Below are 19677 nucleotides of genomic sequence, written 5' to 3' on the forward strand. Positions count from 1 at the left end.
GGGTGCGCAGAGCCCGCGGCGAATGTTCGACCATCTCGTTCACCCGACCGCGGAGAGGTATTCGCTGTAGAACAGCCCGAGCCCGACGGCGGAGGCCATCGCGGCCAGCAGCCAGAATCTGATGATCACCGTGGTCTCGGCCCATTTGCTGAGCTCGAAGTGATGGTGGAACGGCGCCATCTTGAACAGCCGGTTGCGCGTGGTACGGAAGACGGCGACCTGCAGCACCACCGACGCCGTCTCGGCGACGAACAGCGCGCCGATGACGATCATCAGCAGCTCGGTGCGGGTGGTGATGGACAGGCCTGCCAGCAGGCCGCCCAGCGCGAGCGAACCGGTGTCGCCCATGAAGATCTTGGCCGGTGCGGCGTTCCACCACAGGAACCCGACGCACGCCGCCGCGCCCGCGGCGCAGACCAGCGCGAGATCCAGCGGATCGCGCACGTTGTAGCAGCCGGTCTCGGGCTTGGTCTCGCAGGCGTGGTAGTACTGCCAGAACGTGATGATCACGTATCCGCCCAGCACCAGGCTCATCGATCCGGCGGCCAGCCCGTCGAGTCCGTCGGTGAGGTTCACCGCGTTGGACCAGGCGACCACCACGAAGCAGACGAACACCAGGAACACGACCACGCCCATGGTCACCGTGCTGATGTCGCGCACGTAGGACAGGTGCCTGCTGGCGGGCGTCAGCCCGCTGCCGCCGCGGAACTGCAAGGCGAGGATGCCGAAGATCACGGCCGAGGACAGCTGGCCGAGATACTTGCCCGCCGCGGTCAGGCCCAGGTTGCGCTGCTTGCGGATCTTGATGAAATCGTCGACGAAACCCACCGCGCCCAGCGCCGTGGCCAGCCCGAGCACGAGCAACGCCGACGCCGACGGCCCGTCGGCGTCGTAACCGATGCCGATCAGGTGGGAGCCCAGGTAACCGGCCCACATGCCGACCAGGATGGCGACGCCGCCCATCGTCGGCGTACCGCGCTTGGCCTGATGGCTGGCGGGACCGTCGACCCGGATCTCCTGCCCGAAGCCCTGCTTGGCGAACAACCGGATCAGCAGCGGGGTGAGCAGGATCGAGACCGTCAGCGCGATCGCCGCGGCGAAGAGAATCTGTCTCATCCTGCTGCCTCCGTGTCCTGTCCCACCCCGTTGTCCGCCGCGCCGCCGCGTGCGGCCACGGCGGCCGGGTCGGTCAGATGCTCGGCGACCTCCCACAGGCCGACCGACTTCGATGCCTTGACCAGCACCACGTCGCCGGGGGCCACTTCCTGCTCGAGCAGCGCGATCGCGGCCGCGATGTCGGGCACGAGGACCGATTCCTCGCCCCAGGACCCTTCCATCACCGCGCCCTGGTGCAGCGCGCGGGCGGGCCTGCCGGTGCCGACGGCGACCACCCGGCTGACGTCCAACCGCACCGCGAGCCGCCCGATGGCGTCGTGCTCCAGGACGGATTCCTCGCCGAGTTCGCCCATCTCGCCGAGCACCGCCCAGCTGCGCCGCGGCGTCTCGGCCGCGCGCGCCATGCTCACCAGCGCTTTGAGCGCGGCGCGGACCGAGTCCGGATTGGCGTTGTAGGAGTCGTTGACGACGGTGATCCCGTCCGCGGTGGTCCGTACGTCCATCCGGCGGGCGGACGCGGCGCGCGCGTCGGACAGCGCGGCGACGGCGGTGTCCAGATCGGCGCCGCATTCCAGCGCGACCGCGATCGCCGACAGCGCGTTGCCCACGTGGTGCTCGCCGTGCACGGCCAGGCGCACCTGGGCGCTGCCCGCGGACGTGTGCACGGTGAACGCGGCCCTGGCCTGGTCATCGAGCCGGATGTCGGTGGCCCGCACGTCGGCGGTCGCGGCCTGCCCGACGGTCACCACCCGCGCCGATGTGCGCGAGGCCATCGCGGCGACCTGGGGATCGTCGGCGTTGAGCACGGCGAGACCGGTGGGCGGCAGCGCCTCGACCAGCTCGCCCTTGGTCTTGGCGATGGCCTCGCGGCTGCCGAACTCGCCGAGATGCGCGGTGCCGACGTTGAGCACCACGCCGATGCTCGGCGGCGCCACCTCGGCCAGCGCCGCGATGTGCCCGGGCCCGCGCGCGGACAGCTCCAGCACCAGGAAGCGGGTGCCCGCGTCGGCGCGCAACGCCGTCCACGGGTGGCCGAGTTCGTTGTTGAACGACCCAGGCGGGGCCACCACCGTGCCCAGCGGCGCCAGGACGGCGGCCAGCAGGTCCTTGGTGGAGGTCTTGCCGGACGAGCCGGTGACGCCGACGACGGTGAGCCCGCCGTCGGCGGCGAGACGCGACACGCTGGCGTGGGCGAGCGCGGCGAGCGCGGTCAGCACGGCGGCGCCGGATCCGTCCGCATCGTGGCTGAGCGCGACCGAACTCGACGGCACGTCGCCGCCGCCTGGCGTGACCACGATGGCGGGCACGCCCACCGGCCGCGCCGCAAGCACCGCCACCGCGCCCGCGGCGACCGCCGCGCCCGCGTAGTCGTGGCCGTCGGAGCGCTCACCCGGCAGCGCCAGGAACAGATCGCCGGAACCGATTCGGCGCGAGTCGAATTCGACCGCGCCGGTCACTCGCACCTCCGGGTCTGCGACGTCGTGCAGCGTGCCGCCGACGACCTCCGCGATCTCCCGCAGTGTCATCTCGATCATGAAACCGTCAAGTCCTCCGCGTGGTTACCTTGCGGACTGCGTCTTTCCAATGCGGCCGCGAGTACGTCGCGGTCGTCGAACGGGTGCTTCACGCCCTGGATCTCCTGCCCTGCCTCATGTCCCTTGCCCGCGATCAGCACCACGTCACCGGGGCGCGCCCACGCCACCGCCGCGGCGATGGCCTCCGCTCGGTCTCCGATCTCCCGCACCTCGCCGCGTTCGGCTTCCGGGACCTCCAGTGCACCGGAGCCGAGGGCGGCGCGGATGGCCGCCGGATCCTCGGTGCGCGGGTTGTCGTCGGTGATGATCAGCAGATCGGCGCCCCGCGCGCCTACGGCGCCCATCAGCGGCCGCTTCGCCGCGTCCCGGTCGCCACCCGCGCCGACCACCACCGCGAGCCGTCCCGCGGTGTCGGCCGCGAGATGACCACGCAGCGTGGCGATCACGGACTCCAACGCCGCGGGCTTGTGCGCGTAGTCGACGATCGCCAAGAAGTCCTGTCCGCGCTCCACCCGCTGCATGCGGCCGGGCACGTCCACGGTCGCCAGCGCCGGAGCCGCGATCGACGGCTCGACGCCCGCCGCGGCGCACACCGCCACCGCGAGCAGGCCGTTGGCGACGTTGTAGCGGCCGGGAAGCCGAAGGCGTACGGGAGTTTCGCCCTGCGGACCGGCCGCGGTGAAGTCTTGTTCGCCGCCGTGCGCCGACACCGCGCCGGTGACGCTCCAGGCGGCGGTCCTGGTGGTCGAGACGGTGACCGGGTTCGGCAGGCCGGCGGCCAGCCGCCGCCCCCACTCGTCGTCCACGCAGACGACGGCGGTGCGGGCCGCGACCGGCGAATCGGGTTCGAACAGCTTGCGTTTGGCGGCGAAGTAGTCCTCGAAGTCGGCGTGGAAGTCGAGGTGGTCCTGGGACAGATTGGTGAACGCGCCCACCGCGAACCGCACTCCGTCCACCCGGCCCAGCGTCAGCGCGTGGCTGGATACCTCCATCACCACCGCGTCCACGCCCTGCTCGACCATCAGCGCGAACATCGCGTGCAGCTGCGGCGCCTCCGGAGTGGTCAGCGCGCTCGGCACCCGCCTGCCGCCGATCCTGGTCTCGATCGTGCCGATCAGCGCGGTGGACAGCCCCGCGGCGGCCAGGCCCGCCTCCACCAGGTAGGAGGTCGTGGTCTTGCCCGAGGTTCCGGTGATCCCGACGATGCGCAGCCGCTCGGACGGATTGCCGTAGATCGTGGCCGACAGCTCGCCGAGCACCGCCCTCGGATTCTCCCGCACCAGCACCGGCACCTCGAGCGGACCGGCCAGTTCCGCACCCGCCGCGTCGGTCAGTACCGCGACCGCGCCGCGGGAGACGGCGTCGCGCGCGAAACGCGCCCCGTGCGCGCGGGCCCCGGGCAGTGCGGCGAACAGGTCACCGGGTAGCACGGCATCCGAGCGCTGCTCGATGCCGGTGACCGCCACGTCCGATTCGGCGCTCGTCGTGGCCCCGATGACGGCGGCCAGCGACGCCAGCGGCGTTGACGGCGAATGCTCTGGCCGCAATGCGCGCGGTTGACCGGACTGCACAGAAACCAGGCTCCTTTCGGGGGCGGCGATCGACGTGTCAGGTTACCGGCGACCGGTCACGGCGGGACCATGCGCCCCGTCGCAACGCCGGGGAGGTCGCCCACCGCACCCTACGGGTTCGCCCGCCCGGCCCGGACCGCGCCACGCGGCACTCGGACGCCGCCGGGCGAGGACGCGGCGCGCACGGCGGGCCGTCGTCGGCCTTTGCCCCTCGAACACCGCACTCACCTGCTGCTTCCTCCACACCGATCCGATGTCTTCGCTACCGACCGCACATCCCCGGAGCGGATCGATCACCCTGCCTGCAAGACGAATTGCCTGGACGGCTGGACGGACGGCGGGATGCGGTCGCGCTGCAGGGCCCACGAGGCGATGTTGTGGAACAGCGGAGCCACCGAACCGCCCCCGGAGCCGTCCGAACTGCGCACGGGCGCGTCGAGCATGAGGCCGATCACGTACCGAGGATTCTCCGCGGGAACCATGCCCGCGAACGTGATCCAGAACGACGACGTGGAGTAGCACCGGCAATTGCGATCGACCTTCTGCGCGGTACCGGTCTTGCCCGCCACCTGGTAGCCCGTGATGGCCGCGGGCCATCCGGTGCCGTTCTGGTTGGCGTTCATGGGGTCACGCTGCACCACCGCCTGGAACATCGTCCGCAAGGTGGCGGCGGTCTGCTTGCTCACCACCCGCACGCCGTCCGGCTGGGTCTCCTCGGTGCGGGCGCCGTCCGGCGCGATCCTCGCCCGCAGGATCCGCGGCGGAATGCGGACACCGTCGTTGGCGATCGCCTGATACATCCCGGCCATCTGCAGCGTCGTCATCGAAAGACCTTGGCCGATAGGAAGGTTGGCGAAGGTGCCGCCGGACCACTGATCCCGGTCCGGCATCAGTCCCGCGCTCTCGCCCGGCAGGCCGATGCCCGTGCGCTGCCCGAGCCCGAACCGGTGCGCCATGTCGGCGAAGCGATCCTCGCCCACGCGCTGCGCGAGCATCAGCGTGCCCACATTGGAAGAGCGGCCGAAGATTCCGGTGGTCGTGTAGGGCTCGACGCCGTGCGACCACGCGTCGTGCACCGTGACACCCGCCATCTGGATCGCGCCGGGCACCTGGTGCACCTCGTCGGGATCGGTCAGGCCGTAGTCGATGGCCGCGGCCGCCGTGACGATCTTGTTCACCGAGCCGGGCTCGAACACGTCCGTGACCGACGGGTTGCTCAGCTGGGCATTGGCCCACTTCTGCGGTCCCAGGTCGGGATTGAAGGTGTTGTCGTTGGCCATCGCCAGGACCTGCCCTGTCTTGGCGTCCAGGACGACGGCCGAAGCGGAACCCGCACCGGAGACGTCTTTGGCCTGCTGCACCTGCTGCTGCACGTAGTACTGCAGATCGGAGTCCAAGGTGAGCTCCACGGCGGACCCGTTGACCGCGGGCTGCTCGTCGCGCCAACTGCCGGGAATGACCGCGCCGTCCGAGCCGCGATCGTAGGTGTGCGATCCGTCGGTACCGGCCAGCACCGAGTCGAGCGACGACTCCAGCCCGATCTGCCCGTGACCGTCCCAACCGACAGCGCCGACGACATTCGCCGCCAGCGACCCGCCGGGGTAGACCCGTGGGCTCTGCTGGTCGGAGCCCACCTGCGGATATTTATCGGTGATCTCGTCCGCGATGCGCGGATCGACATTTTGGGCGAGGAACACGAACTGCTCGTCGCTGTTCAGCTTGGCCAGCAGGTCCGCTTCCGCGGGCGCGTCTTTGCCGAGCTTCTCGTGGATGGTGCGCGCGATGTCGCGCAGCCGCTGATCCGGATCGGGCGCCTTGTCGTTCTTGGCCTTGGCGTCCGCCAGTTCCTTCCGGACCGCGACCGGCCGGAAATGCAGCGCCTTGGCCGACACGGTGAAGGCCAGCGCTTTGCCGTAGCGGTCGGTGATCGGCCCGCGGATGGCCGGGTCGGGCTGATGGGTGGTGCGCTGGCTGGCCGCTTGGGCCGACAGTCCCGGCGCGGCGACGCTCTGCACCCACAGCAGTTGCAGCGCGACGACCGCGAGCGCGACGAACATGACCACTCGTCCGACGCCGAGGCGCAACCGGAGCGGGCCGTCCGAGACAGCTGAGCGCGGTGGCCGCGGCCCGCCCGTGGTGCGGGGCGCCGAGGGCCCGCGCCTGCGCGGCGCGGGCCTGGGATGCGTCACTGCGGGGCTCCGCCGGGCACCGCCTCCGGGGCCTGCGCGGCTTCCTGCTGCGGCGACGCTTCCGCGGGCGGCTGGGGCGAAGTGACCTGCGGTGTGACCGAAGCCGCGGGCACTCCGGGCTGCGGCGGGTTGATCGCCGAAGTCGGGGCCGGGCTCGCGGCCGTGGGCGCCGAGTTCACTTGCGCGTTGTTCTGCGATCCCGTGTTCGGCTGACCCGGCGCCGGAGCACCGGGCGTGGTGGTGACCGGCACCACCCGCTCCCCTCTCGGCGCCCGCGCGGAAGGCGAGGCGTTCAGCGGCGGCACGGGAGTGCCCTCGGCCGGGGCGGGCTTGCCGATCACCGTGACCGAGCCGTCGGGACCGACCAGCAGGCGAGCCGGGTCCTTGGCCGGGATCATGCCCAGTTCACGCGCCCGCAGGGCCAGTTCGGGGGCCGAATCGGCGACCTCGACCTCGCGCTGCAGGGCCGCGCGCTCGTCGGCCAGCCGCCGGTTCGTCGCCCGCGCGTCGCCGAGCTGATAGCTGTCCTCGGCGGCACGGGTGGTCAGCAGCAAGGTCAGCGCGAGGCCGCAACCGAGCAGGGCGATGATCGCCGTGACGAACGGGATGCGCGCCGCCATCGCCGAGCGCCGCACGGTGGGCAGGAACGCGCTGTCCGAACCACTTTCGCGCATTCGCCGCCGGGCATAGGCGCGTTGCGCCGCGCCCGACTTCACCCGCTCGGCGTCCTGGACCCGCCGGGCGACCCGGCCCGGCGCTTCGACGGTCCTCGTCCGCACGCTCATAGATTCCCCTCCTCTGTCCTCCGGGGATGCCGGGCGAGCACAGCGCTCCGCTGTCTCATCCGGCCTCCGCTACCGCTGCGGGACATCCGCACCCGGCCGGCGCGATGCGGGCACTGATCGCTCACCGCGCCTCCTGGATCCGCTCGGCGGCGCGCATGCGTACCGGGGCCGCCCGCGGGTTGTCCTCGACCTCCTGCTCGGTCGCCTTCTCCGCGCCACGGGTCAGCATCCGGAACTCCGGTCCCATGCCGGGAAGCTCGACCGGCAGGCCCACCGGCGTCCTGGACGCGGTGTGGGCGGCGAGCTCGTGCTTGACCACCTTGTCCTCCAGCGATTGGTAGGACATGACGACGATGCGGCCGCCCACCCGCAGCGCGGCGAGCGCGGCGGGCAGCGCGGCTCGCAACGAGTCGAGCTCCCCGTTGACCTCCACCCGCAGCGCTTGGAACGTGCGCTTGGCCGGATGCCCTCCGGTGCGGCGCGTCGCCGCGGGAATCGTGGCGTACAGCAGCTCCACCAGCTCGGCGCTGGTGTGGAACGGTTTGCTCTGCCGACGCCGGATCACCTCGGCGGCGATCCGGCTCGCGAAGCGTTCCTCTCCGTAGGTCCGCAGTACCCGGGTCAGATCGCCGTGACTGTAGGTGTTGAGCACATCGGCGGCGGTGGGCCCGCTGGTCGGGTCCATCCGCATGTCCAGCGGGGCGTCGACGGAATACGCGAAGCCGCGGTCGGCCTCGTCCAACTGCATGGAGGAGACGCCCAGGTCCATCAGGATCGCCGAGACCGAACCGGTGGCGGGCAAGCCGGCCTCCGCCAACGCGTCGACGATGCCGTCGTAGCGGGTGTGCACCAACGTGATTCGGTCCGCGAACGGCTCGAGCCGCTCGCCAGCCAGCTTCAACGCGGTGGTGTCGCGGTCGAGCCCGACGAGACGGAGGCCCGGGTAGGTGCTCAGGAAATGCTCGGCGTGACCGCCGAGGCCGAGTGTCGCGTCGACGTAGACCGCGCCCGGCTCGGCCAAGGCCGGACCGAGCAGCGCGTCGGCTCGCTCCAGCAGAACCGGAACATGGCGGGGACCGCGCTGTTCACGGTTCACCTAGACCTCCCGGAGTCTGCCTCGCGTCGTCGCGCACCGCACACGGGTCGCCTTGATACACAGTGCTTTCCATACGGACACGAATGCCCCGTGGTCTCTGACCGAACTTTCGGCACCTGGCGTCGGGGAAGTACGTCAGGGTCCGCGTCCGGGCAGAGACCGCGTGGCACTCGCGCGCCCGCGGCTAGAAGATTCCGCCCAGCGACTCGTCTCTGGCTTGCGAGAAGTCCTCCTCGTGCTCGGCGAGGTAGGACTCCCACGCCTGCTTGTCCCAAATCTCCAGGAAGTCGACCGAACCGATCACCACGCAATCCCTGTCCAGGTTGGCGTAGCGACGATGGTCGGCGGACAACACGATCCGGCCCTGCGCGTCCGGACGTTGCTCGTCCGTTCCGGCCGCGAGTGCCCGGACGAACGCACGGGCCTGCGGATTGCTTCGAGACGCGGCCGCGGCCCGCCGGGCGAGCGCGGTGAACTCCTCTTTCGGGTACACGGCAAGGCTGTGGTCCTGCCCCTTCGTGACCATCAACCCTCCCGCCAGATCGTCTCGAAACTTCGCAGGCAACGTGAGTCGCCCCTTGTCGTCCAAGCGAGGTGTGTAGGTACCGAGAAACATCTCGATACCTCCCTATTCGATCACCTCGATGGTCGGCCCTTCAGTACTGCGCGCTCCACATTACCCCACTTTCCCCCACTTTCAATCGAAACAAGCGGTGATCTGGCTCCCGACTCAGACGATTCCGCAGGTCATGTCAGCTATCACCGGCGTGGAGAACTTTCGCGAGTTCTGCCGACACGCGCCGCCCCAGGCGACAAACGCCCGAAAACACCCAGCAAACCCCCTGGTGTGGCACCGGAGGGGGCGAAGTGGGGGAAGTTCGTGGGGAGGTGTGGGGCGAGAGGGAAGTCGGACCCGAAGATCATTCGCGGCGTGATCGGTTACACACACGAACCGGCGACGCCGCACCATCGCGGTGCGGCGTCGCCGGTCGTGCTGAAGTTGTCAGGCTACGGGCGAGCTATTCCTGCTCGAACCGCCGCCGGAAGCGATCCTCCATACGCTCGGAGAAACCGCCGGACTTGCGCTGGCGCCCTCGCCCGCCGCCGGAGGACGCCTGCCCGCCGGACCGGTCGTTCTTGGCGATGCTCTTGGAGGTGCCCAGCAGCAGGAGCACGCCTGCACCGAACATCACGATGAAGCCGATCAGGCTGATGATCGGAAAGCCGCCGGGCTTCACGGGCGCTGCGATGCCTGCGACGAGGAGAAAGAGGCCGAGGACGAACAACGCCGCGGCCTGGAGTCTGCGACGACTCGAGGTCGAACGTAGCCGTCCGCCGCGGACGGACGAGGCGAACTTGGGATCCTCAGCATAGAGAGCGCTCTCGATCTGTTCGAGCATGCGCTGCTCGTGCTCGGAGAGTGGCACGGTACCTCCCCCGGCACTAGGACGTGGCTGTCGCCTCCGGGTAGACGACAGATAGCCGACCTTGGCGGCCATCTGTCACCAATGATACGAGTTCGATCAGGGCCAGACCACCTAATGGGCACAGTCGGACGTAGTCCGTCATCAGCCCGCGCACGGCCGCAGCGAAGGCGGAGGTACGCCTCATGGGCACAGTCAGAGCCAGTCCGTAACCAGCCCGCCCGTCGCCGGGGCGAAGGTGAAGGTAGGCCAACACGCCGATAACTAAGCGGTCATACCGCCGGTCATTCCAGGGGCGGGCCGCAACCGGGCCGATGCCGCGAGGAGATCTTCCACGTCGTGGAGGAATGCCGCCACCCGCGAAGAGAACTCGTCCGCCTCGTGTTCGTCGACATTCCGGTCCAGGCCCGCCTCCAGTGCCGCCCGGATCTCCGACCGCGCGCTGAAGTAGTCCGCCCACATCACGAATTCCGGCGCGGCGCGCTGCATCAGCACCCACGCGTTGCGCGAGCGCGCCCTCGGCGCGGTGTCGGCGCCCGTGAGCGCGATCACCGCGCCCGCCCCGCGCAGCGCCGCCAGGTAGGCGGTGCGGAACCGTTCCCGCGGATCTCGTTCCCCCGCCGCCTGCATGAGCAACCCGTCCGCGCGCTCCAGCAACTTGCCGGCCCGGCCGGGCCGGCCCGGATGCTCCACTCGACCAGACATCGCCGTTCCTCCACCCTCGCGTACCTTGGCCCGTATGCGGCGCTGGAGACGGCGTGCCCCACCGCTTTCCAGCACCGCCCGGACCGAACAGGTATTCGAACGTTTGAATTGAGCTTCAATATAGAGACGCCCACCGACAACTTTCCGCGTCCGCGCGACCGACGAGAGCCATGACCGCCGTCAAGCCCAATCACACTCCCGCACCCGCCGTCATCGATCTCTCGGTGGCGGCCCTGCGCTCCCGGCTGCACGACGCGCTGGCGGTCTACGTGGCCGCCATGGACTATCCGCGCGGGACCGAGAACCATCGCGCGCCGATGTGGACCGAGCACACCACCCGGCCCGGCTGGCAGGCGGTCGCCGCGGTGCTGCCCGACGACTCCGGCCGGATCGATCTGCGCCACGCGCCGATCGTGGCGATCGCCTACGGCTATCGCGGCGCCGCGCACCAGTGGTGGCATCAGCAGGTGCACAGCGGAATGCGGCGTTCGGGTTGGCCGGAACATTCCGCGCGCGAACTGCTCTCGGACTACTTCGAGCTCACCGAGCTGCATGTGCATCCAGCCGCGCAGGGCCGCGGCATCGGCGGCACGCTGCTGGAACGGCTGCTGCGCGACCGCACCGAGCGGGCGGTGCTGCTGTCGACGCCCGAGGTCGCCGGTGAGGACAACCGCGCCTGGCGGTTGTATCGCAGGCAGGGATTCACCGATGTGGTCCGCAATTTCGTCTTCGCGGGCGACAACCGGCCGTTCGCGATCCTCGGCAGGCGGCTGCCGCTGTGAGGATCACGTGACGGTGATCGTCGTCGGCTCGGGCCACAACGCCTTGGTGGCCGCGTGCTACCTCGCCCGCGCCGGGCACGAGGTCGAAGTGCTCGAACGCGACGAGGTCCTCGGCGGAGCGGTGTCGACGGTCGAGCGATTCCCCGGCCACCGGGTCGATCGCGGCTCGTCGGCGCACATCATGATCCGCCACACCGGCATCGTCGAGGACCTCGAACTCGACCGATTCGGCCTGCGGTACATCGACTGCGACCCATGGGGTTTCACGCCCGCGCACGCGGATCGCCCCGCCCTGGTGTTCCATCGCGACCTGGATGCGACCTGCGCCTCCATCGCCGCGGCTTGCGGCCCGCGGGACGCGGACGCCTACCGCCGGTTCGTCCGGGTGTGGGGTCCGCGCAGCGCCAGGGTGATGCGGGCGTTCGGCGGCGCACCTACGCCGGGCAGGCTGGTGCGGTCGTTCTGGGGACTGGACGCGAGGAACGGCGGCAGCGCACTCTCGCGCGAGTTCCTGCAATCCGGCGACGCCCTGCTGGACGCGTTCTTCGAGGACGAACGGTTGAAGGCGTCGCTGGCCTGGTTCGGCGCGCAGTCCGGGCCGCCGATGTCGGAGCCGGGCACGGCGCCGATGGTCGGCTTCGCCGCGCTCATGCACACGCTGCCGCCGGGGCGCGCGGTCGGCGGCAGCGGGGCGTTGACCACCGCGCTGGTGGCGCGGCTGCGGTCCGACGGCGGGGTGGTGACCGCGGGCGACGCGGTGTCCGCCCTGCGTCGCGACGGGGACCGCTGGCGGGTGCGCACCGCCTCGGGCCGAGAGTTGCGCGCGAGCACCGTGATCGCGGGCTGCCACGTGCTGACCACTCTGGACCTGCTCCGCGACGGCGGCTTCGACGGCGCGGTGCTCGACGACTGGCGCACGCGCATCCGCGTCGGTCCCGGGATCGGGATGGTGGTGCGGGCCGCCACTTCGGCGCTGCCCCGTTATCCCGGCAGTCCGATCGATCACTCCGCCCGCGGCCTGCAATTGCTGGTGTCCGATCGCGCGCAGTTGCGTCGTGCGCACGGCGCGGCGCTGGCGGGTGACCTCCCGCCGCGACCGGTCGTGCTGGCCATGAGCTTCAGCGCCGTGGATCCGACCATCGCGCCGCCCGGCGAGCACCAGTTGTCGCTGTGGGCGCAATGGCACCCGTACCGACCGGCCTCCGGGGCGGACTGGGCCGGCCTCGCGCAGCGGGAAGGCGACCGGATCATCGCCGAAGTCGATTCCTACGCGCCCGGTTTCGCGGAGACGGTGCTGCGCAGACACGTACAGACACCCGTGGACCTGGAGCGCGAACTCGGGCTCGTCGGCGGCAACGTGATGCACGTGGAGATGTCGCTGGACCAGATGATGCTGTGGCGTCCGCTGCCCGAGCTGGCGGGGCAGCGGGTGCCCGGCGCGCCGGGACTGTATCTGACGGGCGCGTCCACCCATCCCGGCGGCGGCGTCTCCGGCGCCAGCGGACGGACGGCCGCCGCACTCGCGCTGCGCGACCTGAACCGGCCCAGGTTGTCGCGGTGGCTGCGACGATGACGGATTCGGGCGAACTGCCGCCCGAGGCGACAGAACGGTTCCGATACCGCTCCGCGCGTTTTCTGCTGCCACTCGCCTTGATCGTGCTGACGATCGTCGCGCAGATCGGTTACCCACTCGCCGCGGGTGGTGCGCGCGACCGTGTCACCGTCGCGGTCGTGCTGCTCTCCGCCGCCGCCGCGCTGGCGCACGCGACCGCGACCAGGGGGTTGCGCTATGCCGTCGGTTTCCTGATCATCGTCTCCGGCGTCGGGCTCACCGCCGAGGTGATCGGTACCGCGACCGGCATACCGTTCGGCTGCTACGAGTACGCGACCGACCGGCTCGGGCCCGCTCTGCTCACGGTCCCGCTGCTCGTCCCGCTGGCCTGGACCGGCGGGATGTATCCGGTGTGGGTGGTGGCCAGGTTGTTGTCACGGCACACGGTCACGCGGGTCCTCGCGACGGCGGTGGGCGCGGTGGGCTGGGATCTTTTCCTGGATTCGCAGATGGTGACCGACGGGCAGTGGGCCTGGTGTGACACCCACTCCGGCCTGCCCGGGCTGGACCTGATTCCGGTGACCAACTACCTGGGCTGGTTCGCTGTCGCGCTCGTGATGGGCTGCTTGCTGGCGCTCTGGGAGCGAGCGGCTCCGGATCCCGTACGGGTAGCGCGACCGGGTGGCCGCGCGATCGCGGTCGCCGTACCGGTGGCCTTCTTCCTGTGGACCTGGCTGGGGTCGGCGCTGGCCCACGCGGTGTTCCTCGGTCTCCTGCCGTCGGCCGGATACGGTTTCGCCGGTATGGGTGTGCTCGGTGTTCCCCTGCTCGTCGTCCTGGCTCGCGCGCGCCGCTGACCCGGCGTGATTCCCCGCACTCGGCGCGCCGACGCGCGCGATGAGTGGCGCGTTTCATTCCGGGCGGACGGCCTGGCACGATGTCACCCGTGCAGCCGAGTCCCGTCACCACGAAGCTCGATACCCCGGATCGCCCGCTGCGGCGGGTCCCACGCCGTGCCGCGCGTGCCGCTTCGGTCGTCCTGCTCGCGGCGATGCTGGTCCCGATGCTCGCAGCGTGCCTGCGGGTCCAGGTTTCGATGGGGGTCTCGTCCAACGACCGGGTGTCCGGACGGATCGTCGCCGCCGTGGTGCCCGCCGACGCCGGGGACAAGGGCCCGCAGCTGAAGGCGCCCGAGACGCTGGCCGCCAAGGTGCGGGTGGAGCCGTACGCCCAGGACGGATATATGGGCAGCCAGGTCTTCTTCGAGGATCTGTCGTTCGGCGAGGTGCAGCAGCTCGGCGGGCTGTCCGAGCAGACCCAGGGCATGTTCCAGTTGCAATTCCAGCGCACCGGCGACCTGGTCAGCCTGAGCGGGCGGGTCGATCTGAAATCGGTGCCGCCGCACGGCTCGGACGTGCAGTTCACCATCGCGTTCCCGGCCCGCGTCGCAAAGACCAACGGCAGCCGCGAGGGCGACAACGTCGTCTCCTGGAAGCTGCCGCCCGGCGATGTCTCCACATTGCGCGCCGAGGTCAGTTACGCCGACCCGAACACCCGCTCGTTCGCGGGCTGGGCGGGCATCGCGGGCGGCATCACGCTCGCGGTGGCCGCCATCGTCGCGGCCATGGCGTACATGGACCGCAACCCCGCCGCGCCCGGCGCGCCGGAGGTCGGCTTCTCGCTCAGCCGCTGGTGGCGCTCGGTGACGCAGAATCGCTGAGCGACAGGTCGGTGTGCCGCGATAGCGTGGCCCACATGGTGAGTGCCGACCTGCCGAAGACGTTGCGCGCGAACTCGATCCTGCCGTCCTTCGCCGCCGCGGTCGCCGTGTTGGGCGCGGGCATCGCGCTGTACAACCGGATCACCGTACGGCGGTTGACGAACACCCCGACGACGGTGATCGAACCGGTCACGGTCTGTATCCCGGCGCGCGACGAGGCCGACCGGCTACCCGAGCTGATCGGCGACCTGCGCGCCCAGGTGGGCGTGCCGCGCATGGCGGTACGCGTCCTCGATGACGCGTCCACCGACGACACCGGCGCCGCGGCCCGCGCGGCGATCGACGGCGACCCGCGTTTCACCTTGCTGCACAGTGAGTCCGATCCGGTCCCCGGCTGGACCGGAAAAGCCGCCGCCTGCGTCCGGCTGGCCGAGGAGGTGTCGACGCCGGTGCTGATCTTCTTGGACGCCGACGTGCGGCTGGCCCCGACGGCGCTCGCGGCGGCGGTCGGCGCGCTGCGCGAACGACGCGCCGCGTTGGTCTCCCCCTGGCCGCTGCAGGTGGCAGGCTCGGTGGCGGAGGCGCTGGTGCAGCCCCTGCTGTGCTGGTCGTGGGCCTCGACGCTGCCGGTCACCGCGGTCGACCGGAGCCTGCGGCCCGCCACGGCGGTGGCCTGCGGGCAGTTCCTCGTGTTCGACAACGCCGCGTACCGCTCGGTGGGCGGCCACACGGCGGTGGCCGGAAGCGTCACCGAAGACCTCGACATCGCCCGTACGCTGCGGCGAGCCGGTCATTCCACGGTTCTGGTGGCCGCGGGACCGCTGGCCCGCACCAGGATGTATCGCGACGCTGCGGAATTGGACGCGGGCTACTCCCGCTGGCTCTGGTCGGCCTACGACGGCACGATAACGGGTGGAGCGGCGGTGGGACTGGTTGCCGCCCTTGCCTATTGGGTGCCGCCCGCAGTGGCGGTGTTCGGCCGCGGGGCGCACCGCCGGGCGGGCCTGGCCGGCTGGCTCGCCGCCGTCGCCGGGCGACTGCTGGCCCGCTCGACCGAAACCGGCGGCCCGCTGAAACCTTCGGATCTGCCTGCCGCCGTCGCGCATCCGGTGTCGGTGGCGGTGTATCTGCTTTTGTGGGTGCGGTCACACCTGGCCCGTCGCCGCGGCACGGCGCGCTGGAAAGGTCGGCCGCTTCCCTGAGCAGCCGTGCCGCGGTGACGGAAATCTCATGGCACCGGGGTGATTCCCACCGTCGGCAGGAAGAAGCAGGACTTGGCGCCGTTCTGCACCGTGCCGAACATCGCGGCGAGCACGGTGCCCTTCCCGGTGTCCACCGGGACCGCGCGCACCCCGCCCATCGGGAGGGACGCGACGAGGAAGTCCCGGATCGCCTGCTCGGCCGCGGGCCGCTGGTCCGGCGGAACGGCCGCGGGAACCATCGAACGCGCGACCTCGGGCAGCGGCCCCATGGCGGCGGTGCCGCTGCGACCGGTACTCAGATTCAGCCAGCTCACCTGCATTCCGGCGGTATTCGGGCCGTCCGGTCCGAGCCCGTAGGGCACGAAGGTGAACATGGCCTGCCCGGCCTTGACGGCGCTGAGGTCCTGGCCGGGAATCTGGACGGTGGTCTTCGGCCACGGCCCCGGAATGGCGCCTGCCACGGCGGGCGCCAGACCGGCCGTGGTGTTGTCGAGGCAGAACGCCGACGCGCTCGGGTACGCGAACGGCTGGATACCGAGCGCGCGCAACGCGTCGAGCGCGGCTTGATACGCGCCGAACAGGTCACCGGGGGCGGCGATCGGCACGGAGTCCTCGGGAAACGCGGGAATCGTGGCATCCGGAGCCGCGAACGCGACCCCCGGCCCGGCGAGCACGAAGGCGATCGAACTGGTCGCGACAGCGGACAACTGGGTCAGACGGCGCAATATGGTCACGAAACCTCCTCATCGGCGGAACGATCGAGGGGGACAGTACTCCGGCAAACGCAATCAGCAGCCGAGATTGCACACAGCAATTTCGTGGCGAGTCCTGTTTGCCCGGATTTGCCCGGAACGGACCTCCGCGTCGCCCACCGGCGTTCCCCCGCGTCAGCGATAGCCGTATGCTGCATCGGACCATCCCAGTCCGGCGCCACGCGCCCTGGATCGGCGAAGCGCGGAAACTCACCTCGCCCTCGGCAGAGCAGCGCACGCCCGGTTACTACAAAGATCCGATGAATCGGCGTCGACAAGATCTACGCTCACGGTGATTACTTCTCTTGTTCCAGGCTTCCCTTGCTGGGCATCATGATTCGGCTCGCCCCTGACATCCGCTGAAGGGGGGTCGGCGCCAACCATCCAGAGCGACCGAGAGACCTGGCTCGTCGACGTCGCAGCAACCCCCCGGTCACCGGGTGCGGGTGCTTCCGCCGGGACCGATGGAGGAACCGAAGTGATCATCGAGGACCCGTCATGAGCGCGTCCACCGCGCCGGACGCCGCCCCCGAGGCCGCCGCGCCGACCGAACCGGACCCGACCGGAACACCGGCCCCCGCCGAGACCGGCACGACGCCGACCGTCGCGAAGACCCGGCATCCCTGGCGCTGGGTGATCAGTGCCGTCGCGCTGATCCTGCTCGCCCAGTTCGTGCACGGGCTGGCCACCAATCCCGGCTGGGATTGGCCGACGTTCGCGCGGTACATCACGGCCGAGTCGGTGCTGTCGGCGCTGCGGGTCACCTTGGAGCTGACCGCGTGGGGCACGGCGCTGGGTTTTCTGCTCGGCACCGCGCTCGCGATCGCCCGGCTGTCGAACAACCCGGTGCTGCGGGTGATCGCGTGGGTCTACATCTGGGCATTCCGCTCGATCCCGCTGATCGTGCAGCTGCTGTTCTGGTTCAACATCGCTTACCTGTATCGGACCCTCTCGGTCGGCATCCCGTTCGGGCCCGCGCTGTTCACCTTCGAGGTGAACGGGGTGATCAGCGGTTTCACCGCCGCCGTGATCGGCTTGGCGCTGCATCAGGCGGCGTATTCGGCCGAGATCATCCGGGCCGGGTTCATCTCGGTGGACGCTGGTCAGCTGGAAGCCGCCGCCGCCTTGGGGATTCCACGGCTGCGGCAATTCCGCACGGTGGTGGTGCCGCAGGCGATGCGCTCGATCCTGCCGAACGCGGCCAACGAGGTGATCAGCCTGTTCAAGGGCACCTCGATCGTGTCGGTGATGGCGATCGCCGAGCTGTTCTACCAGGTCCAGGTCATCTACGGGCGCAACGGACGGGTGGTGCCGCTGCTGATGGTCGCGACGGTCTGGTACATCGTGCTCACCACGGCGCTCTCGGTGGCGCAGTACTACATCGAACGCCACTACGCCAAGGGCGCGCACCGCACGCCGCCGCCGACGCCGCTGCAACGCGCGTGGCGGAAGCTGCGCGAGGTCGCCGAGGCCGGTCCCGCCGCACCGCGCGGAGCGACCCGATGAGCGCCACACCCGCCGTGCAGGTCCGCGGCGTCCGGAAATCCTTCGGCTCGCACGAAGTGTTGCGCGGCATCGATCTCACCGTGCGATCCGGCGAGGTGGTGGCCGTGATCGGCCCGTCCGGGTCGGGCAAGTCGACCCTGCTGCGCGTGGTGAACCATCTGGAGACGCTGGACGCGGGCACCGTGCACATCGACGGCGAGCTGATCGGATATCGGCTGCGGCGCGACCGCTTGCACGCGCTGCCCGACCACGCGGTGCGCAAGCAGCGCTCCCGGATCGGCTTCGTCTTCCAGCAGTTCAATCTGTTCCCGCATCTGACCGTGCTCGACAACGTCACGCTCGCACCGCTGTCCGCGCAGCGGCGCGATCGGACCGAGGTGGAGCGCGAGGCACGCCTGCTGCTGGATCGGGTCGGCATCGGGCACCTGGCGGACGCGTATCCGCGCAGGCTGTCGGGCGGGCAGCAGCAGCGGGTGGCGATCGCCCGCGCGCTGGCGCTGCGCCCCCGCGTGATCCTGTTCGACGAGCCCACCTCCGCGCTGGACCCGGAACTGGTCGGCGAAGTGCTCGACGTGATCCGCGATCTGGCGCACGGCGGCACCGCGCTGGTGATCGTCACCCACGAGATCGGCTTCGCCCGTGAGGTCGCCGACACCGTGGTGTTCCTCGACGAGGGCGTCATCGTCGAGCAGGGCCCGCCCTCGGTCGTTCTCGACCATCCCGAACACCCGCGCACTCGCGCGTTCCTTTCCCGAGTCCGTTGACGAACAGGTATCCGATGAAGTTCTCCGCCCTGGTCACCGCCGCCGCGACCGCGGTCGTGCTGCTGGCCACCGGCTGCACCGAACCCGAGGCGGACAACGCCGCGCAGCCCGCCGGTTCGGTCACCTTCGACCTCTCCCCCGCCCAGTCCGGCCGCGTTCGGGCCGCCAAGGTCGATGCCATCGCCGCCGAGGTGCCGAAGGCGATCCGCGACCGCGGCACGCTGGTCGTGACCGGCACGTCCGGGGCAGCGCCGCCGCTGCGGTTCTACGCCACCGACGACCGGACGGTGGTCGGCTCGGAGATCGACTTCGCCTCGCTGGTCGCCGACATCCTCGGCCTGAAACTCGATGCGCAGGTGGCCGATTGGTCGCAGAACTTCGTGCGGGTGGACTCCGGTGAGGTGGACGCGTTCATCTCCAACGTCACCGTCACCGAGGAACGCAAGGAGAAGTACGACTTCGCGACCTACCGCAAGGACAACGTCGCGCTGGAGGTGCCGATCCAGAGCAAGCTGGCATACAAGGATCGGACGAGCCTGGCGGGCAAGCGGATCGGGGTCGGCAGCGGCACCAACCAGGAGCAGCTGCTGGTGAAGTGGAACGAGCAGAACCGGGCCGAGGGCCTGCCCCCGATCGACATCGCCTACTTCCAGCAGACCACCGACTACTACCTGGCGCTGGCCTCGCAGCGGCTCGACGGCTACCTCGGCCCGAACCCGACGGCGATCTACCACGCGGCCACCGCGAAGCAGACCAGGATCGTGGGCACCTTCTCCGGTGCGGGCGAGGCGCTGCAAGGCGAGATCGCGGTGCTCACCAAGAAGGACAACGGGCTGATCACCGCCGTGCAGCACGCGCTCGCCTACGCCATCGAGCACGGCACATATCAGCAGGTGATCGACCGTTGGGGCCTGCAGAGCGAGACGGTCACCGAATCGCGGATCAACCCGCCCGGCCTGCCGAAGAAGCGCTGAGCCG

18 protein-coding genes and 1 riboswitch are annotated in these 19677 nt (G+C 70.4%); of the genes, 8 read left to right on the top strand and 10 right to left on the bottom strand.

Translation table 11 applies throughout. The features are described 5' to 3' along the window. Window positions 1-39: 39 nt before the first annotated feature. From mraY to ACIHAX_RS34215, 9 genes are all read right to left on the bottom strand, one after another. Window positions 40-1116, bottom strand: a complete 1077-nt coding sequence (gene mraY / locus ACIHAX_RS34175; RefSeq protein WP_039797126.1) for a phospho-N-acetylmuramoyl-pentapeptide-transferase — start codon at window positions 1114-1116, stop codon at window positions 40-42. Then, window positions 1113-2651 (bottom strand): UDP-N-acetylmuramoyl-tripeptide--D-alanyl-D-alanine ligase, encoded by a 1539-nt coding sequence (gene murF, locus ACIHAX_RS34180; protein ID WP_397281741.1) that lies wholly within the window; start codon window positions 2649-2651, stop codon window positions 1113-1115. Before murF ends, mraY begins: the two co-directional genes overlap by 4 nt. Further along, entirely contained in the window at window positions 2648-4222 is a 1575-nt protein-coding gene (locus ACIHAX_RS34185) for a UDP-N-acetylmuramoyl-L-alanyl-D-glutamate--2,6-diaminopimelate ligase (RefSeq protein WP_397281743.1), read from the bottom strand. Before ACIHAX_RS34185 ends, murF begins: the two co-directional genes overlap by 4 nt. Window positions 4223-4515: 293 nt before the next feature. After that, window positions 4516-6279 carry a penicillin-binding protein 2 gene (locus ACIHAX_RS34190; protein WP_364437227.1) on the bottom strand — a complete coding sequence of 588 codons (1764 nt, stop codon included), beginning with the start codon at window positions 6277-6279 and terminating at the stop codon, window positions 4516-4518. A 128-nt stretch (window positions 6280-6407) separates the two neighbouring features. Further along, window positions 6408-7196, bottom strand: a complete 789-nt coding sequence (locus ACIHAX_RS34195) for a hypothetical protein (RefSeq protein WP_397281745.1) — start codon at window positions 7194-7196, stop codon at window positions 6408-6410. 121 nt (window positions 7197-7317) lie between these two features. Next, window positions 7318-8292 (bottom strand): 16S rRNA (cytosine(1402)-N(4))-methyltransferase RsmH, encoded by a 975-nt coding sequence (rsmH, locus tag ACIHAX_RS34200; protein ID WP_397281747.1) that lies wholly within the window; start codon window positions 8290-8292, stop codon window positions 7318-7320. Window positions 8293-8476: 184 nt separating this feature from the next. Then, complete coding sequence (gene mraZ, locus ACIHAX_RS34205; RefSeq protein WP_355079635.1) at window positions 8477-8908, bottom strand: division/cell wall cluster transcriptional repressor MraZ; 432 nt, start codon at window positions 8906-8908, stop codon at window positions 8477-8479. 403 nt (window positions 8909-9311) lie between these two features. Beyond that, entirely contained in the window at window positions 9312-9719 is a 408-nt protein-coding gene (locus ACIHAX_RS34210) for a DUF3040 domain-containing protein (RefSeq protein ID WP_039797093.1), read from the bottom strand. Window positions 9720-9980: 261 nt separating this feature from the next. Continuing rightward, the gene (locus ACIHAX_RS34215; protein WP_355079634.1) at window positions 9981-10421 is read right to left on the bottom strand and encodes an SAV_6107 family HEPN domain-containing protein; all 441 of its coding nucleotides are present in this window, start codon (window positions 10419-10421) and stop codon (window positions 9981-9983) included. A 170-nt stretch (window positions 10422-10591) separates the two neighbouring features. On the opposite strand from ACIHAX_RS34215, the gene ACIHAX_RS34220 reads away from it, so the two are divergent. The 5 genes from ACIHAX_RS34220 to ACIHAX_RS34240 all read left to right on the top strand — a co-directional run bounded on the left by ACIHAX_RS34220 (window position 10592) and on the right by ACIHAX_RS34240 (window position 15677). After that, window positions 10592-11203: an N-acetyltransferase gene (locus ACIHAX_RS34220; protein ID WP_355079632.1), complete on the top strand. Its 612-nt coding sequence runs from the start codon at window positions 10592-10594 to the stop codon at window positions 11201-11203. Window positions 11204-11210: 7 nt separating this feature from the next. Continuing rightward, a complete protein-coding gene (locus ACIHAX_RS34225; protein ID WP_397281750.1) occupies window positions 11211-12776 on the top strand; it encodes a phytoene desaturase family protein in 1566 nt (521 codons plus the stop codon). After that, entirely contained in the window at window positions 12773-13612 is an 840-nt protein-coding gene (locus ACIHAX_RS34230; RefSeq protein WP_397281752.1) for a carotenoid biosynthesis protein, read from the top strand. Before ACIHAX_RS34225 ends, ACIHAX_RS34230 begins: the two co-directional genes overlap by 4 nt. Before the next feature lie 80 nt (window positions 13613-13692). Beyond that, the gene (locus ACIHAX_RS34235; protein WP_397281754.1) at window positions 13693-14475 is read left to right on the top strand and encodes an LppM family (lipo)protein; all 783 of its coding nucleotides are present in this window, start codon (window positions 13693-13695) and stop codon (window positions 14473-14475) included. Between the two features lie 35 nt (window positions 14476-14510). Next, complete coding sequence (locus tag ACIHAX_RS34240; protein WP_364437158.1) at window positions 14511-15677, top strand: glycosyltransferase family 2 protein; 1167 nt, start codon at window positions 14511-14513, stop codon at window positions 15675-15677. A gap of 26 nt (window positions 15678-15703) precedes the next feature. Here ACIHAX_RS34240 and ACIHAX_RS34245 read toward each other — a convergent pair whose 3' ends face one another. Next, window positions 15704-16411, bottom strand: a complete 708-nt coding sequence (locus ACIHAX_RS34245) for a hypothetical protein (protein WP_355079624.1) — start codon at window positions 16409-16411, stop codon at window positions 15704-15706. 395 nt (window positions 16412-16806) lie between these two features. Beyond that, window positions 16807-16900: riboswitch (SAM riboswitch) on the top strand. 27 nt (window positions 16901-16927) lie between these two features. On the opposite strand from ACIHAX_RS34245, the gene ACIHAX_RS34250 reads away from it, so the two are divergent. From ACIHAX_RS34250 to ACIHAX_RS34260, 3 genes are read left to right on the top strand one after another with little or no spacing between them, the layout of a single operon-like run. Then, entirely contained in the window at window positions 16928-17935 is a 1008-nt protein-coding gene (locus ACIHAX_RS34250) for an amino acid ABC transporter permease (RefSeq protein ID WP_356965186.1), read from the top strand. Then, window positions 17932-18699, top strand: coding sequence for an amino acid ABC transporter ATP-binding protein (locus ACIHAX_RS34255; RefSeq protein WP_355079621.1), 768 nt, complete (start codon window positions 17932-17934; stop codon window positions 18697-18699). The genes ACIHAX_RS34250 and ACIHAX_RS34255 overlap by 4 nt, the downstream gene beginning before the upstream one ends. Before the next feature lie 14 nt (window positions 18700-18713). After that, entirely contained in the window at window positions 18714-19673 is a 960-nt protein-coding gene (locus ACIHAX_RS34260) for an ABC transporter substrate-binding protein (RefSeq protein ID WP_355079619.1), read from the top strand. The last annotated feature ends 4 nt before the right edge of the window (window positions 19674-19677 follow it).

Source organism: Nocardia sp. NPDC051929 (assembly GCF_044548645.1).
GTDB classification, from domain to species: Bacteria; Actinomycetota; Actinomycetes; order Mycobacteriales; family Mycobacteriaceae; genus Nocardia; species Nocardia sichangensis.